General features: G+C 66.2%; 15 protein-coding genes, 1 tRNA gene and 1 pseudogene. 11 read left to right on the plus strand and 6 right to left on the minus strand.

Features of this window, described 5'->3' with window-relative positions; translation table 11 throughout:
- Positions 1–7 precede the first annotated feature (7 nt).
- The 3 genes from secF to BLU74_RS15105 all read left to right on the plus strand — a co-directional run bounded on the left by secF (position 8) and on the right by BLU74_RS15105 (position 2866).
- Complete coding sequence (gene secF, locus BLU74_RS15095) at positions 8–895, plus strand: protein translocase subunit SecF (protein WP_089768816.1); 888 nt, start codon at positions 8–10, stop codon at positions 893–895.
- Positions 895–2493, plus strand: coding sequence for a preprotein translocase subunit SecD (locus BLU74_RS15100; protein WP_089768819.1), 1599 nt, complete (start codon positions 895–897; stop codon positions 2491–2493). The genes secF and BLU74_RS15100 overlap by 1 nt, the downstream gene beginning before the upstream one ends.
- 160 nt (positions 2494–2653) lie before the next feature.
- The gene (locus tag BLU74_RS15105; RefSeq protein WP_089768853.1) at positions 2654–2866 is read left to right on the plus strand and encodes a DUF7511 domain-containing protein; all 213 of its coding nucleotides are present in this window, start codon (positions 2654–2656) and stop codon (positions 2864–2866) included.
- Between the two features lie 91 nt (positions 2867–2957).
- On the opposite strand, the gene BLU74_RS15110 is transcribed toward BLU74_RS15105, so the two are convergent.
- The 4 genes from BLU74_RS15110 to BLU74_RS15125 all read right to left on the minus strand — a co-directional run bounded on the left by BLU74_RS15110 (position 2958) and on the right by BLU74_RS15125 (position 8675).
- Positions 2958–5834 carry a beta strand repeat-containing protein gene (locus BLU74_RS15110; protein ID WP_089768822.1) on the minus strand — a complete coding sequence of 959 codons (2877 nt, stop codon included), beginning with the start codon at positions 5832–5834 and terminating at the stop codon, positions 2958–2960.
- 89 nt (positions 5835–5923) lie between these two features.
- A complete protein-coding gene (rnhB, locus tag BLU74_RS15115) occupies positions 5924–6640 on the minus strand; it encodes a ribonuclease HII (protein ID WP_089768824.1) in 717 nt (238 codons plus the stop codon).
- Positions 6637–7977 (minus strand): tRNA pseudouridine(54/55) synthase Pus10, encoded by a 1341-nt coding sequence (locus tag BLU74_RS15120; protein ID WP_089768826.1) that lies wholly within the window; start codon positions 7975–7977, stop codon positions 6637–6639. The genes rnhB and BLU74_RS15120 overlap by 4 nt, the downstream gene beginning before the upstream one ends.
- Positions 7978–8069: 92 nt before the next feature.
- Positions 8070–8675 carry a DUF4112 domain-containing protein gene (locus BLU74_RS15125; protein WP_245705815.1) on the minus strand — a complete coding sequence of 202 codons (606 nt, stop codon included), beginning with the start codon at positions 8673–8675 and terminating at the stop codon, positions 8070–8072.
- Between the two features lie 118 nt (positions 8676–8793).
- On the opposite strand from BLU74_RS15125, the gene BLU74_RS15130 reads away from it, so the two are divergent.
- From BLU74_RS15130 to BLU74_RS15160, 7 genes are all read left to right on the plus strand, one after another.
- The gene (locus BLU74_RS15130) at positions 8794–9750 is read left to right on the plus strand and encodes an ABC transporter ATP-binding protein (protein ID WP_089768828.1); all 957 of its coding nucleotides are present in this window, start codon (positions 8794–8796) and stop codon (positions 9748–9750) included.
- Positions 9747–10514, plus strand: a complete 768-nt coding sequence (locus BLU74_RS15135) for an ABC transporter permease (protein ID WP_089768830.1) — start codon at positions 9747–9749, stop codon at positions 10512–10514. Before BLU74_RS15130 ends, BLU74_RS15135 begins: the two co-directional genes overlap by 4 nt.
- A 144-nt stretch (positions 10515–10658) precedes the next feature.
- The gene (locus BLU74_RS15140; protein ID WP_089768831.1) at positions 10659–11564 is read left to right on the plus strand and encodes a S49 family peptidase; all 906 of its coding nucleotides are present in this window, start codon (positions 10659–10661) and stop codon (positions 11562–11564) included.
- A complete protein-coding gene (locus tag BLU74_RS15145; RefSeq protein WP_089768833.1) occupies positions 11551–12543 on the plus strand; it encodes a motility-associated ABC transporter substrate-binding family protein in 993 nt (330 codons plus the stop codon). Before BLU74_RS15140 ends, BLU74_RS15145 begins: the two co-directional genes overlap by 14 nt.
- 90 nt (positions 12544–12633) lie before the next feature.
- Positions 12634–13230, plus strand: coding sequence for a tRNA (pseudouridine(54)-N(1))-methyltransferase TrmY (gene trmY, locus BLU74_RS15150; protein ID WP_089768836.1), 597 nt, complete (start codon positions 12634–12636; stop codon positions 13228–13230).
- A 3-nt stretch (positions 13231–13233) separates the two neighbouring features.
- Entirely contained in the window at positions 13234–13677 is a 444-nt protein-coding gene (locus BLU74_RS15155) for a CHY zinc finger protein (RefSeq protein ID WP_089768838.1), read from the plus strand.
- Positions 13678–13739: 62 nt separating this feature from the next.
- A tRNA-Pro gene (locus BLU74_RS15160) sits at positions 13740–13812 on the plus strand.
- A gap of 139 nt (positions 13813–13951) precedes the next feature.
- Here BLU74_RS15160 and BLU74_RS15165 read toward each other — a convergent pair.
- Positions 13952–14293: a DUF5658 family protein gene (locus BLU74_RS15165; protein WP_089768840.1), complete on the minus strand. Its 342-nt coding sequence runs from the start codon at positions 14291–14293 to the stop codon at positions 13952–13954.
- Positions 14294–14443: 150 nt separating this feature from the next.
- Complete coding sequence (locus BLU74_RS15170; protein ID WP_089768842.1) at positions 14444–15442, minus strand: metal-dependent hydrolase; 999 nt, start codon at positions 15440–15442, stop codon at positions 14444–14446.
- Between the two features lie 115 nt (positions 15443–15557).
- On the opposite strand from BLU74_RS15170, the pseudogene BLU74_RS15175 reads away from it, so the two are divergent.
- Positions 15558–15861, plus strand: a pseudogene (locus tag BLU74_RS15175) (IS6 family transposase); the annotation flags it as partial.

Genomic DNA, 15861 nt, shown 5'->3' on the forward strand with positions numbered 1-15861 from the left:
GGCACCTATGGTCGAGTTCACGGTACCGGAAGTCGATTACACCCGGTACACGAACCGCCAGTTGGCGGCGATTCCGCTCGCCGTGCTGGTGGTCGCGCTCATCGTCATCGGCGGGTGGTACGTAATGACCGGATCGCCAGTGAACCAGGGAATCGCATTCACCGGCGGCACCGAGGTGCAAGTGGCGATCGACGGGCCGCAGTCGGCGGCCGAAGAGCAGATCAGATCGGCGTTCTCGGCGGAGCCGGAGACGATACGCTCGGTGCCGGCCCAGAGCGTCTACGTCGTCACGTTCCAGTCCGAAGCGGGATCCGATGGGATCAGCGCCGCAGCGTTAGAACGCCAGGCGCAGGACGCGGGACTGGACGTCAGATCGGTCTCGTCGGTGTCTGCGAGTTTCGGTGCGAACACACAGGTGCTCGCACTCGGGGGTCTCGGCGTCGCGTTCTTGGGGATGAGCATTCTCGTCTTCGCGATGTTCCGCGTGTTCGTTCCCTCGGTCGCGGTCGTCCTCTCGGCGTTCTCCGATATCGCGATCCCGATCGCGCTGATGAACGTCCTCGGCATCGAACTCTCGCTGGGGACCGTCGCGGCGCTCTTGATGCTCATCGGGTACTCCGTCGACTCCGACATCCTGCTGAACAACCACATCCTTCGGCGGTCGGGCGATTTCTACGAGTCGACGTACCGGGCGATGCGGACCGGTGTGACGATGACGCTGACGTCGATTTCGGCGATGATCGTTATGACGATCACGGCGACGCTGTTCGGGATCCAGTTGCTGGCGGCCATCGGGACCGTGCTCGTCTTCGGGCTCGCAGCTGACCTGATGAACACGTATCTGCTGAATCTGAGTCTGCTGCGCTGGTACAAATTCAGGGGGGTGTCCCGCTGATGGTCGATCTCCGCGACAACTGGCGGATCATCCTCCTCATCGTCTTCATCCTCATTTCGGGATTCGCCCTCTTCTCGCCGACGCTCGCAGCCGACGACGACGGTGGCGGTGGGAACGTCGCAGCCACGAGCAGCGTGACGAACCTCCAGTACGGCCTCGAACTCTCCGGCGGAACGCGCGTCCGTGCGCCGCTCGTCGGGGTGACAGCCGAGGGTGTCGAGTTCGGCGGCGACGATCCGCGGGTAGTGGGACAGAACGTCTCGGACGAACTGGACGGCGCAGGGCCGGCTGATGTCACCGCCCGCGTCGACGCCACCAGCGGACAGACGACCGCGCAGCCCCAGTCGGAGCCGAGTTCGACTGTCGAAGTGACCGCGGAGGGCATCACCACCGACGAACTGGCAGCTGCGCTAAGCGCCGCCGGCTACGAATACGAGACGGTCAGAGAGGGCGTGACAGAGTCCACTCGAGAGGAAGTCGTCCGTATTCTCCAGAACAAGATCAACGAGGCGGGCCTCTCCGGCGGAACGGTTCAGCAGGTGACCACCGCGCAGGGCGAGAACTACGTCCTCGTCGAGGTCCCCAATCAGGACGCCTCGCAGGTCCGTGAACTCGTCTCAGAACGCGGGACGGTCGTGATCGAGGCGCACTATCCCACCGGTGAGAACTACACCCGCGACGTCGTCCTCCAGCAGGACGACTTCCAGAGCATCGGGACCGCCCAGGAAGGGCAGTCGACGGGCGCGTACGTGCCGGTGACGGTCTCCGAGTCGGTCGCACCGGAGTTCCAGCAGGATATGGTCGACACCGGGCTGGCCCAGCAGGGCGGGACGCGCTGTACGTACCAGCAGAATCCCAACGGCACCGACCCGTGTCTCCTCCTCGTCGTCAACGGCGAGGTGACCAACGCGTTCGGGATGAGTCCTGGACTCGCCGACAGCCTCCGGGGCGGCTCGTGGGCCGACGACCCGGTCTTCCAGCTGCAGACCACGAACATCTCCGAGGCACAGCAGGTCTCGATCAACCTCCGCGCGGGCGCGCTGCCGGCCCAACTGGACTTCTCCCAGGCCAGCGGCGGGACGGTCTCGTACATCTCGCCGAGTCAGGGGGCTGACTTCCGAATCAACTCACTCATCACCGGCATCGTGGCCGTGCTCGCGGTCAGCGGCGTCGTCTTCGTCCGCTACAGCGACGTCCGCGTCGCCGCACCGATGGTCGTGACGGCGCTCTCGGAGGTCGTGATCCTGCTCGGGTTCGCCGCCGGGATCGGCTATCCGTTGGACCTCTCTGTCATCGCCGGGTTCATCGCCGTGATCGGGACGGGGGTGGACGACCTCATCATCATCGCTGACGAGGTGATGGCCGAGGGCGAGATCAACTCCCGTCGCGTCTTCCAGTCACGCTTCCGCAAGGCGTTCTGGGTGATCGGCGCGGCTGCCGCGACGACCGTCTTGGCGATGTCGCCGCTGGCAATCCTCTCGCTCGGCGACCTGCAGGGCTTCGCCATCTTCACCATCCTCGGCGTCCTCATCGGGGTGCTCATCACCCGACCGGCGTACGGCGACATCCTGCGTGCGCTGACGACGGTCGATCGCTGAGACGGTCCCCTGAAGCGACCCTCGGATTCGTTGTCGCATCTTCGAGTCGCGGCTCGCTCTCACCCTACAAGAATAGGCGACTGTTTAAATACGAACCCGAGGTAACATCGAAGCGTACCGGGCGACGAGACCGACGGACGCCGCCAAGATGATCAAGACTATGTCCACGAACTCCCACCTCCCCGATCCCGCTACCCCTGACGACCAGACCGATACGCCGACTGACCGGCGTTGTGTCGCCCGAATCGAGGAGTACGACGACGCTCCCGACGAGTGCACGCTCTATCCCGCGGACGCGACTCCTTCCGAGCTCCCGACGACGTGGATCTCCGCGAAGGAGGGGTCCTACGTCTCGCTGGACGAGATGCGCTAACCGGACCCGCAGTTTCACGTCCGTCCGATCAACGGAGGGCTGATCCGAAGACAGATCCGGGGTGTAATCGACTCACGTTCACCGAGAGTCGTTACGCGCGCCGCCGGAATCCGATCACAGCCGCGGTGAGCGCGAGCACGGCCGCGACGACGCCAAATCCGGGCGTCGACGCTCCCGTTTCCGTCCCCGCTGCCGTCCCCGTCGCAGTACTCGAGTCGGAGGCTGTCGGAGCCAGCGTGGACGGTGTATCGGTGGTTTGGACTGAATCGACCTCAGTCGCTGTCGGGCTGACCGTCGTCGTGGGCACTGATGTCGGAGTAGCTGTGAGCGTGGGCGTAGCGGTTGGCGTCGCCGTCACGTCGTCGGAGTCGTCGCTACCGGAGGACCCGCCGCTACTGCTGCTCTCCGGGTTGGCGTTCACCTCAACGTAGCCGGCGGAGTACGTGATGTTCTCGAGTCGGATTCGCGCACCGTTCTGGGTCTCGGTCACAGTGAAGTCCTGACTCTGCCCTTTGAACAGCGCACTCAGCTCTGATTCGGGGTCGTCGACGTTCCAGGCGTTCAACTGTGCGTCGGGAATGGTCGCCTGATAGAACCCCGTGTGTTCGTCACCGTCGACGGTCTTACTCGGACCGGCGATCCACAGTCGGAGGCTATCGTTGCGCACCACTGGTGCCGAGAACGATTGCGCGTTAGTCGTGACACTCATTCCCTTGAGCGTCTCTTCGACACCCCCCGGGGCCTTGTCGAGGTCGAAGACGCCCGCGTACACCGTCTGATTGAATCCCATATCGGCGCGGGAGTCCCGGCCGGTCGGCCACTGCACCTGGTCAGGGTCCTTGAACAGCAGTGGGCCGATCTGACCGTTCGAGGTGCCTTGGAGATCGACTGGTGACCCGCGGATGGTGATGTCAGTGCCGTTCTGTAGCGTCTCGTTCGGCGACGTCTCGAATCGGGCGTCGTCAAGCGCCCACAGCAGAGAATCGGCGCTGAAGTTCGTCACTGTGAGGTTGATTTCGACGGTGGTGTCTGACCGGAGGCCGAGACTTTCTAATCCCTGCGGCTTACCGACCCCGCTGCCGGCCGGTGTCGAACTTTCGTTGACCAGTTGCATCTGCAGTAGTCCACCCGACACCGATGCGCGGACGCCGAGGTTCGACGCGTCACCCGGGCCGTCGGTAATCGCTACGGACGCGACGGGGATTTCAGTCGTCACGAGATCGAAGTCCGTCGTGGTGACCGAGCCGCCCGCCCCCGCACTGACTGACTTCGTCGAACCGCTCTGTCCCGTCGCGAGGACAGTCACCGAGTACGAGCCGTTGGCCGGCACGCTGATGTTGTAGTGTCCGGTCGCGTTGGTCTGCGGATCAGCGTGGAACTCCTCTCCCGTCGTCGCGAGGACGGGGATCCCGGAGACGCCCCCGCTAGCGTTTGTGACGCGTCCCGTGAGATACGCCGTCGCCTCGGGGGTCAGCGATACCGACGTCGTCCCCGTCGCCGTGACCTCGACGCCGTTCTTCCGGACCGGCGCGTAGCTTCCGGCATCGCTCCACACTCGATAGGTGTCTTCGGGCACTTCCATCGAGAAATACCCCGTCGCGTTAGTGGTCGTCGAGTTGTAATGTTCGTAGTCGCTACTGCCCGCACTCACCGTTACGCCCGAGACAGGAGTCCCGTCCGAAGCGACAATCTGGCCGGAAATGTTGCCCGAGTCCGGAACCGCTGTCAGCGTCACCGACGAAGTCGTCGTCAATCCGGACGACGCCGACACGTTCGATGTGATGTTGAACTCGTAGTTCGGGTTGTTGAACGCCACCAGATCGTATCGGCCCGGCCCGACTGCCAGCGAGAACGACCCATCGGGCGCAGTCGTGTTCGTCACAGCACTCGTCCCGGTCAGTGAGTCCGCCACGAGGTTGATCCCCCCGAGAGGCGTGCCCGACTGGTTCCGGACCGTCCCGTTGATGTACCCGAGTGCTGCCAGCGTCACGTTCTGTGTGGTCGTCACACCGCTTCCGGTGATGCTGGCTGTCGTTTTGTTCGTGGCGTAGCCGTCGGCGGTCACGGAGAGCGTGTACGTGCCTGGTCCCCCGGCCACCGAGAACGATCCGTCCGCCGCTGAGACGTTGGAATCGACGAATGCACCGGTCGAACTGTCGGAGAGACTGACGCTTGCACTGCCGATTGAAACGTCGCTGTCGTTGAGAACGGTCCCGTTGATGTAGCCCACGCGGACGATCGTCGGGTCGAAGGTCGTCTCAGCGTTGGTCTGGACAGTCGTCGTCGTGCTGTTGGACGTGTAGCCGCTCTTGGAGACAGAGACGAAGTAGTCACCAGCCGGGACGTGCGCGGAGTAGCTTCCCGACCCACCGGAGGAGACGTTCGTCACGCGATCGTTTGTGGTGTTATTGCGAACCGAGACCGCCGCGCTGGTCACCCCGCTTCCGGTGCCGTTGGTGACGGTCCCGTTGAGATGCCCGCCCTCGACGATCTCGAACGATTCGACCGTGCTCGCGAACGTCGAGGTGCTGTTGTTCAGTTCCAGCGAGGCGGTGTACGTGCCACTCACGGTGGGGTTCTGTACAGTATTGACCGTCACCTCGACGGGATCGTTCGCGGAGACCTGGACGGGTGAACTGAGTGTGAGATTCAATCGAGTGTCCGAATCGACCGACGTGGACACCCCCACAGGCGTCCCGTTGACCGTGACGCTAGGACCCTCGATGGACGCCCCGGGAGATGAGAGATTCGCTCCCGTTCCGGTGTAGTTGACGATCAGATATTCGACCGAGTCACCGCCCGAGGAGACCGTGGTGTTCCAGGTATGCGTCGTCGTTTCACCCGTGGCCGTGTTATCAACGGCGAGTCCGGTACCCCCTCCAGCAGCCGAAGCCGGTGCGACGAGCACCAGCCCGGCGAGAACGAGACAGCAGACAAAAAGCGCCTGCTGCCGGTGTGCCCTTGCCATACAGTCTCAGTGCGGAGAGACTCGTAAATATGCTCGTGCGTGAATACAGTATCTGATAATCACCGGCAACGAGGCTCGAACGGGAGGACTCAGAACTCCGAGAGGCCCGACTGCTCGGCCGCCGCGAGAACGTCTGCCGACGTCGCCCACGACGCCCGCGCGCAGTCCGGAAGTTCGCCCGTCGCTTCGACGTATCGACGGAGGAACTCGCGCGTCGTCGGATCGCTCGGGTAGCCGCTCCCGACCGGCCCGTAGTCGGCGTATTCGTCGTCGAGTGCGTCGATTCGGTCGTCGCGTTCGACTTTCGCGATCACGGACGCGGCGGCGACCAGCGGGTACACCTCGTCCGCCCCGTGTTCGGCGTGAACCTCGACCGACGGACCGGCGCTCGCGACGCGGTCGCCGACGCGGCGCGCGAATCGGGACTCGCTCACGTCGCCCGCGTCCGCGACGACTCGGTCGCCGTCCCGGCCGATCTGCGCCACCGCCTCGGCCTGTGCGGCGACCGTCAGCGAGTTCATATCCGTCTCGGAATCGTCGATCCGGTCGGTCGAGATCGCCGCGACAGCCACGTCCACGTCCGGCGAGTCGTGCAACGTCGCGGCGAGCGTGGTTCGAACCGCCGGCGTGAGTCGCTTCGAGTCGTCGACGTCGTCCGGAATCGACGCCGGGGACGCGCGGACCGCCGCGGCGACCATCGGCCCGAGGACCGGCCCCTTGCCGGCCTCGTCGGTGCCGAGAGCTGTCTCGTCGGCCGCCGGTCCGGCGTCACCCGTCGGGTCGTCGTCGGGCTCGCGAGCGGTCATTCGTCCGCAGCGTCGGCCGGGCTGCCCGCGTCGGTATCGGAGGTCGCCGCGGCGTCCTCGCGGAAGAACTCCTCGGCCTCGAAGTCCTCCGCTTCGCCGTAGACGCCCACGACGTCGAGCGCGGTCACCGTGGCATCGACGCCGAGCAATCCAGCGAGACTCGGTTCCGTTCGGCCCTCGTCGCCGGAGATCAGTTCCTTGATGTAGAGACCGCCCTCGCCGTGGATTTCGACAGTGGCGTGGTAGGCGTCCGCGCGCTCGCCCTCCGCCTCGTAGACGGCGCGTTCGCGGGTGAGGTTCGCCCGGCGGTGATCGACGCGGTGCGGCGTGTACTGCTCGATCGTCGCGCCTTCGAGTTCGGCGAGCGCGTCGGTGAGTGCCGCATCGTCCACGGCGCCGTCGAACTCGACGTCCGCACGGTACCGCTTGGAGGCGTCGAGTCCCTTGACTCGCTCGACCATCTCGTAGGTCGCGAGTCTGAGCCCCTCGACTTCGACCCGGCCCTCGGCGAACGCGTTGATGTCGCCCTCCAGACGCTCGACGTCGACGTTGCGGCGGCGTGGCTCCATCACTTCGATCACGAACGGCCGACCGGTGCCGAGCATCCGGGCGTCGACGTCCTCCCGGCCGGCCCCGTGGAACGTCGCCTCGGTCCCGTCCATCACGTCGCGGACGACTGGCGCGGTCAGCCCCTCGACGCTGTCCTGATACAGGTAGCCCGAGCCGTCGCAGGTGTCACACACCTGTTTCCCGACGTATCCCGAGCCGTCGCAGTCGCTACAGGGCCACTCCGTCTGGGGAATGTCGCGCTCGAGTTTCCGGTAGCGGCCGTAGACGAACGTCGAGTGGACGTCGACCTCGACGTGATCGGCCTCGAGATCGAGCGTGAACTGGATCTCCGGGCGCCCGAACTCGACGGTCGTATCGGTGAGTCGACCGACGCGTTTGCCGACTTCGCGGTTGAACTCGGATTTGAACAGTTCGCCCGCCTCGGGGTCGAGATCGGCGGTCTCTCTGAACAGCCGTTCGTTCTCTTCGATCAGTGGCGGCGTCCGGGTCCCCACCTGATAGGTGTCGAACTCGATGTCTTCGACGGCCGCCGCACAGCGCTCGGCCCACTCGTCAAACGCAGCGCAGCGGCCCTCACAGACCCAGCACGATTCCGGATCGATCGGTTCGTGGGGCTCGTCGTCGTCGAGCGCGGCCGCGATCCGGAGACTGCGGCCCCGCTCGTCGTTCGTCAGCCCGTGGCTCCGATCGGCGAAGACCCGGCCCAGGCAGGCGTCACAGACCGGTTCCTGCGCGTCGAGCGCGCGGGCGTCGGCGAGAATGCTCATACCGGTACGAACGCCGGGTGGCGCTTCTGTCTTGCCCTTCGTCGGCCGGAGCGAACCGCCTGTGGGACGAGGCCGACGGATCCAGACAGCCATCAGACGACGCCGGCGAGGCCGAACAGCCACCAGATGGCGACGACTGCGGCCGTGCCGACAGCGAGTACGAGACCGAACACCGCGACACCGAGCGCGATCACGGCGCGTCGGTCCCGGCGTTCGCCTCCGGGGTCGTCGATGCGCGCCTGCAACAGCCGAACGTTGCGGTCGTTCGCCCGCCAGACCGCGTCGAACGCGTCGCCGACCAGCGGGATCGACCCGACGACGGCGTCGACCAGGAGGTTCAGACACATCCGTACCAGCGTGGTTCTCGGCGCCCCGAGCGCTGCGGCCTCCGCGACGACGTACGCTGAGGCGGCCGTCGTCGGTGCGTCGCCGACGACTGGGAGCAGGCCCACGATCGGATCGAGCCCGATCCGGACGTTCGTGCCGGGTATCGCCACCGCGCTGTCGAGGACGTGGCTGAGGCGGCGGAGGCGGGCGAGGCGCGCGCGGTCGGCGTCGCTCGGGAGGTCGGTCGACGCGCCCGCGTCGGCGTCGGCGGGGTCCTCGGCGTCGCTGAGAGTTCCGGTCACGCCGGGGCTTCCGGTGCGACCGGACGCGTCCGCGCCCTCGAACGTCGCTGATCCATCGGAACGGTCCACACCTGGTGATGTGCGGCCACGAGCATCGCTGTTTCGCTGCGGGGACCCGGCGAATCTGACCGGGAGCGGCGTCCGACTTCGTGGTCCTTAGGTCCGCAGAGCCACAAGTCGGGATCGAATGGAATCTGCGATCGAGATACGCGATCTACGGAAGTCCTACGGCGACGTACAGGCGCTCGATGGCGTCGATCTGACCGTGCCAGAGGGCTCGTTCTTCGGTCTGCTCGGCCCGAACGGCGCGGGCAAGACCACGTTCATCAACGTTCTCGTGGGGCTCGTCCGCGGGACCGACGGGGACGCCCGGGTGTTCGGCCACGACGTGCAGGAGGAGTACCGCGAGGTCCGCGACCGCATCGGCCTCGCTCCGCAGGAGTTCAACGTCGACCGCTTCTTTCCGATCCGCGAAGTGCTCGAACACAAGGCGGGCTACCACGGGATTCCGAAAGCCCGCGCGAGCGAGCGGACCGAAGAAGTCCTGAAGCGCGTCGGCATCTACGACAAGCGCGACACCCGATTCGACTGGCTCTCTGGCGGGATGAAACGTCGGTTTATGCTCGCGCGGGCACTCATCACCGAACCGGACCTCCTGATCCTCGACGAGCCGACAGCCGGCGTCGACGTCCAACTCCGGCACGAGCTGTGGGAGACGATCATCGATCTGAATCAGCGGGGAACGACGATCCTGCTCACGACGCACTACATCGAGGAGGCCGAGCGGCTCTGTGACGAGGTCGCGATCCTCGATTCCGGCCGCGTCCTCGACGTCGCGAGCCCCGAAGAGCTGATGGACCGCGGGACCGACGACGTCGTCGTCCAGTTGCGCGAAGAACCGACCGCCGTGCCGGATTTCGCCGCACTGGACGAGCGCGTGGACGCGGTCGAACTGGATGGGACGCGCCTCGTCGTCACCGCGCGACAGGGCGGACTCGTCGCCCCGGACGTCGTGCGGCGACTCGACGACGCGGGCCACGAGATCGTCGATCTGGAGATCCAGCGCACCTCTCTGGAAGAAGTATTCGTCGAGATGACGAGAGCAGGTGAGGGGCGGGCGACGCCGGAGGTGTCCTCGCAGTGAGATTCGATTCGACGGGCTTTCTCGCGCTGCTCCGCCGGGAGGTACTCCGCTTCCTCCGCCGTCCGCGGAACACCTTCCTGCCGCCGTTCATCACCAACGTCCTGTACTTCTCGGTCTTCGGCGTCATCCTCGGCGAGCGGATCAATGAGATCGCCGGGGTGCCGTACATCCTGTTCATCCTCCCCGGGCTGGTCGTCCTCGGCGCCATCTCGAACGCCTTCGAGAACACCTCGTTCAACATCTTCCACGGCCGATGGAACCGGTACATCGAGGAGGTGCTCACCTCGCCGCTGTCGTACCAGACGATGGTCGGCGCGTACGTGCTGGCGGCGGCGATCCGCGGCGCGATCGTCGGCATCCTGATCGCGCTCATCGGGGCGTTCTTCACCGCCGTCGGCGTGGTGCAACCGCTCTATCTCGTCGCGTTCGGTGTCGTCATCACGACGCTGTTCGCGAGTCTCGGCGTCATCGCTGGGCTGTGGGCCGACGACTTCGACGACCTCACGATGCTGAATCAGTTCATCCTCCGACCGCTGGTGTTCTTCGGCGGCGTCTTCTACTCGCTGAACGAACTCCCGGAGACGGTCCAGCAGGTCTCGCTGCTGAACCCGATGATCTATATGGTCAACGGCGTCAGGTACGGCTTCCTCGGTGTCAGCGAGGTCGATCCGAACGCGTCGCTGGCGGTCCTCTCGGCGCTCACGGTCGCGGTGCTCGGCCTCGACATCGCGCTCTTCCAGCGGGGGTACGGACTCACCGACTGAACCCGCTGTGCGAACTCCCTGAAACCGTCGGACAGAGCCGCGATCTCCCGACGCCGACCCTCCGGTGGGCACGACCGTGAGTGAAATCCGATTTTGTGCCACACGAAGTCCTTTACCCACCTACCGACACCACGGTGATGCAGTATGAGTAGAGATTCATCCGTGGCGCAAGCGAGGACGATCTTCGTCGTCGCAATCGTCGCGGCCGTCCTGGTGAGCGCGGTGCTCGCCCCCGTTGCGTACGACTACGGTACCTCCGCTCAGTCCGACGGAACGGTGTCGGTCATCACGATCTCCGGCACCATCTCCGGGACGACAGTGGACGGTATCGCCGAGGACCTCCGAAACGCACGGACCAACGAGTCCATCGAAGCAGTGGTTCTCAAAGTCGACAGCGGTGGCGGTGCCGTCGCTCCCAGCGAGCGATTGTATCTAGAAGTGTTGCGCACAGCAGAACAGATGCCGGTCGTCGCCTCGGTGCAGGGCGTCGGCGCGTCCGGCGCGTACTACGGAATGCTCCCGGCCGACGAGATCTACGTCCTCTCCTCCTCGCAGGTCGGCAGCGTGGGCGTGATCGGTTCCGGCGGAAGCGTCCCGGTTCCGGATTCGATCATTCGGACCGGTCCCGACAAGGCCCAGCCGACCGCCGACCAGCGCGAGCGGACGATCGAGTCCCTCAAGCGGCAGTTCGTCGGTCGGGTGATGGAGCACCGTGGCGAGAACATCAGCCTCTCGCGCGAGGAAGTCGCCTACGCGAGGACCTACCTCGGCCCCGAAGCCGTCGAGAACGGCTACGCCGACGGCATCGGCTCGCTTCCGGCGGCGATCGATCACGCCGCGGAGCTGGCCGGAATGGAAGACTACGACGTCGTCAGACAGGAGCCGCCGAATACGCTCGGCCTCTTCCTCTTCGCCACAGAGACTGACAATGGCACACAGATCTACAAGCAGAGCGATCGGACGAGCGGCGTCGTCCCCGTCACGAGACCGCTGATGGTGGACGAAGTACCCTACCACAGCCCGGAGGTGATCGCCAATGCAAGCGCGTGATCTGACGGCGCCCGCCGTCGCGTTCGTCGTGATCGTCGCCGTCGTCGTCGGCGGCGCGGCGGCGCTCCCGTTCGTCACCGGCGGCGACACGCCCGAAGTGACGAATCTCGCCGAAGAACAGACCGACCTCGACGCGGTCCGCGTCGATGCCGCCGAAGAGAGCGGCACGATCTCGATGGAGAGCAGCGCCTCGGGGAAGACGATCCTCGTCGATCAGGCGCACGGAAATCAGCTCTCCGAAGAGAAGCGCTCGACCCTCGTGAGCACGCTGGTCGAGAACGGGCACGAGGTCCGGTTCGTGACCCAAGAGCAGGCCCGCGGGCAGGCGTGGAATCAGTCGCTTCGGAACGCCGACGCTCTCCTCGTCGCGAACCCGGGACAGCCGTACACGCCCGACCAACTCGCTGGCGTCCGTGCCTTCAACGAGGCGGGCGGCCGTGTCGTCCTGCTCTCCGATCCGGCCTCCTCGGGTGGCGCGAGCGCGATCACGAGTCTGCTGGGACTGAGAGTCCAGCGGCCCTCGAGCGGCGGTGCCGGCCTGAGTTCGTCACTGGGGGTCGCAGCCCAGTCGGGCTATCTGTTCAATATGAACGAGTACCAGCGGAACTTCGAGAACGTCTACGCGACGGGCGGCAGCGGGTCGCTCGCTGAGGGTGTCGATCGAGCCGTCTTCTCCGACGCGCGCCCCCTCACGATCGACCGCGGACAGACCGCCCTCTCGACGATCGAGGGGACGCGACTGTCGACGACCCGCCGCGCGGACACCTACGCCGTCGCGGTGCAGTCCGACGATGTGGCGATGGTCGGCGACACCGATTTCCTCGAGCCGACGAACGCCTATCTCGCGGGCAACGAGGCGTTCATCGGGAACCTCGCCGACTTCCTCGTGAACGGCGAGAAGACGCGAAACGCGCCGGCACCGCCGTCGAGCGGCTCGTCCGAGAGACCGACGGCACCGACGCGTCCGCCCACGGCCTGAATCGCGATCGACGCGTCAGGTCGCTATCACCCGCCGTTCGGATCGGCTGCGAAGCGCGCGATTGATCATCACTGAGCCGAGAGACGGGCTATGCGCCAGTTTCTGATCGTCGGCCACGAGGCGCCGACGACGCCCGATTTCTCGCTCGACGACATCACCGGCGGCGCCGGGCGCCTCGACGTGCTCTGCCGCTGTGTGACGAGCGCGTTCTTCCTCTCGCACGCGATCCGCGAGTCCGTCAGGGTCCACCTCGTTCTCGACGATACATTCACCGTCCGGTTCGAGGGGGCGGACCTCCGCCGACTCAACCCCGACGAGCGGAGCACCGCCGCGCTGATCCGGGGCGCGCTGGAGAATCGCGAGGACGCCATCGGCCACCTGCCCGCGGCGGCGTCCCCGGGGGTCTCCATCCGTCGGATGGGGTTCGCGGCGACGCTCGAGGAACTCGCGACCGACGCGACCGTCGTCGAACTCCACGAGGACGGCGACCCCGTGGCCGAGGTCGAACCGCCCACCGACCCGCTGTTCGTCCTCTCGGACCACCGCGACTTCACCGAAGCAGAAGGGCAACTGCTCGCCGACGCGGCCGATCAGCGGGTCCGGCTGAGTCCGGAGGTGCTGCACGCGGATCACGCCGTCACCGTCGCGCACAACTACCTCGACACCGACGGCTTCACCACGTACTGACCGATGGGTGACGACCGAGCGCCAGCGAGCGATGGATCGGAGACCCGGACCACACGCGCACCTGCCACAGACGGTCGGTTCGCGGTTCCGCTCGTCGGAGTCGCGGTCGATCCGGAGACGCGGTGCGCGCACTGGGACGATCCAGTCGACGTCGTCGCCCTCCGGTTCGGCTGCTGTGACACCTTCTCGCCGTGCCACGCGTGCCACGCCGCCGCGACCGATCACGACCCGGAGCCGTGGCCGCGCGAGCGGTTCGACGAGCCCGCGGTGCTGTGTGGCGTCTGCGGCGCGACGCTGTCGGCGCAGCGGTACCTCGACAGTGACGACGCGTGCCCGGAGTGCGGCGCGGCGTTCAACCCCGGGTGCCGACGGCACCGCGATCGGTACTTCGAGTCACCTGCCGCGGCGGACGCACCGACGGACGCGAGCGGGGACGGACGTTCCTGAGTGGCACCGCAGGCGACCCGGTTCGGAAGCATTAAAAGACAGAATAGCGATTGTGTATGTGCGGGCCGGTGGGGTAGCTTGGTATCCTTCGGCCTTCGGGTGGCCGTAACCGCGATTCGAATTCGCGCCGGCCCACTTCTCCCGCATTCCGTACCGGTGAGCGACGGCCTTTGGGTGGCGTAACCGCGTCCCGTGGGCGACAAGCCCTAGATGCCCGCACTCGCGTTCTCAGGCCGGTCGAGCGTTGCCTCCGCTCCCAGCATCGTCGTCGAGTTTAGAACAGCGCCGCGACGATCACCGCGCCGTTCCAGATGGTGACGAGCAACCCGAGCGCCGCGAGTCCAAGCGGCACGCCGATGCAGTGGGGGCGCGGGACGACGCGATACAGGCCGTAGAAGGCGGCCACGACGCCCAGTTTCAGCGGAATGATGAGCGTCGCCCCGTGGGTGTTGACGAGCCAGGCGGCGAGCGGCCCCGCTTCGACGACCTGTCGGAGTTGGAAGCCGGCGAACGTCGTCACGAGATCACCGACGAGAAAGAACACTATCGCGATCTGCCACCACAGCGATGTCAGGTCGGACAGCAGTTCGATCGAGGGGTGAGAGTCAGTGTCCATATGCGATGTGCTATCGACAGGTGATCGGCCGCTGGCGGCTGCCACCGTCACCGGCGGAACCCACGATGGCGGCGTGACGTGCGCCCGGGAATGTGATACTCTAATAAAATGTTCTACTGACGGATACTAAGCGTTTGGTTCGCCACTAATTCAGCCCGGAACGTACACGAACAGGGACGCACCCGCGCTGAGCGTGAGCGCTGCGAGGCCGTTCACGAGGCCGGCCAGGATGGCGCGGCTAGTCCCCGCGCCGTCGGTGACGCCGTGGTAAGATACCCAGAGCCCCACGACGGCCGCGAGGGGAACGATCGTGAAGCCCAGGATGTGCGCGTCCACGATCGTCGGTCGGGGCAGGACGATCGCCGCCGGAACGTACGCGAGACCGGCCGCGGCGGGGAGACCGAGCACGTCGCGGAGCCGGAGCGGGGCAGCCCAGCTCGAGCCGAACGGCCACAGCCGGACGGCGACCGCCAGTCCCGCCCAGACTGTCGCGACCTCCACGAACAGGATTCCGAGGAGGTTCAGCGTCGGGTCGACCGCGAGCACGACCCGGTCGGTCAGCACCGGCGGCCCGAACGGCGACAGCAGCGGCGGCGGAACGGCGAGGAAGACGTCTCCGAACGGGTGCGTGAGAAAGCCGACGGCGGCGGCGAGCGTCGATGGTACGGGGTCGAGGCCGGTTCGACCCCCGACGACACCGCCCGCGACGGCCGCGATCGCGAGGAACACCGCCGCGACGACCGCGGCGGCCGGGTCCGTCGTCCAGAACCGCCACAGGACCGCGATCGATCCCGCGGCGGCGGCGACGCCCACGAGGCCGACCGAAACCGGCGTGATCCGTCGGCTCGGCCGGGCGAGTGCGACGCCCGCCCCGAGGGTCAGCGCCGCGACGGCACCGACCGGGAGCGGATGGGTGACGACGCGGTGGACGCCGTTTGCGACGCCCCAGAACGGTTCCCAGCCGAAGGGCGTCCCGCCGGCGACGGCGGCAGCGTAGGTCCCCACGGCGTACGCGACGTCGAGATCCGGTAACAGCGCGGCCAGCGCGGCCACGCAGCCGAGACCGAACGCCGTCCGCGCGTCGTGTCCGACGCGGTGCGCGGCCCACCCGACGAGCGCGAGCGCGAGGAACTCGTGACCCACAAACATCGCTCGGTTCGGGCCTCGCCGCCGGACGAAATAGCTCTTGTTGTCGGCGGGGGACTCCGGCCAGTCGTGTTTAGTTAAGGATGAAGAGTGAGGCGGAGTGATTTCTTGGTGATCTATGCCAGAAATCGCCCGCCTCACCGGATGTACAGACTGGATTGATTTGGATTTTGTGGAGCGTCAGCGGACACCCGAGCGTGCGATGAAGCTCGGTATTCAGTTGCAGTTAGCGGGGCTCTCGCTCCGGAATACCGTCCCGGTTCTCGAAGAGTGGGGTGTCGAGCGCTCGCCGAAAGCGATCCACGATTGGGTGCAGAAAGCCGATCTACAGCCCACAGAGGGTCGAAGCCCGAATCACGTTGCTCTCGACGAGACTGTGATTCGAATCGACGATCAGCAATTCTGGCTGTACGCCGCCGCTG

It is taken from the genome of Halobellus clavatus (assembly GCF_900107195.1).
Lineage (GTDB): Archaea > Halobacteriota > Halobacteria > Halobacteriales > Haloferacaceae > Haloquadratum > Haloquadratum clavatum.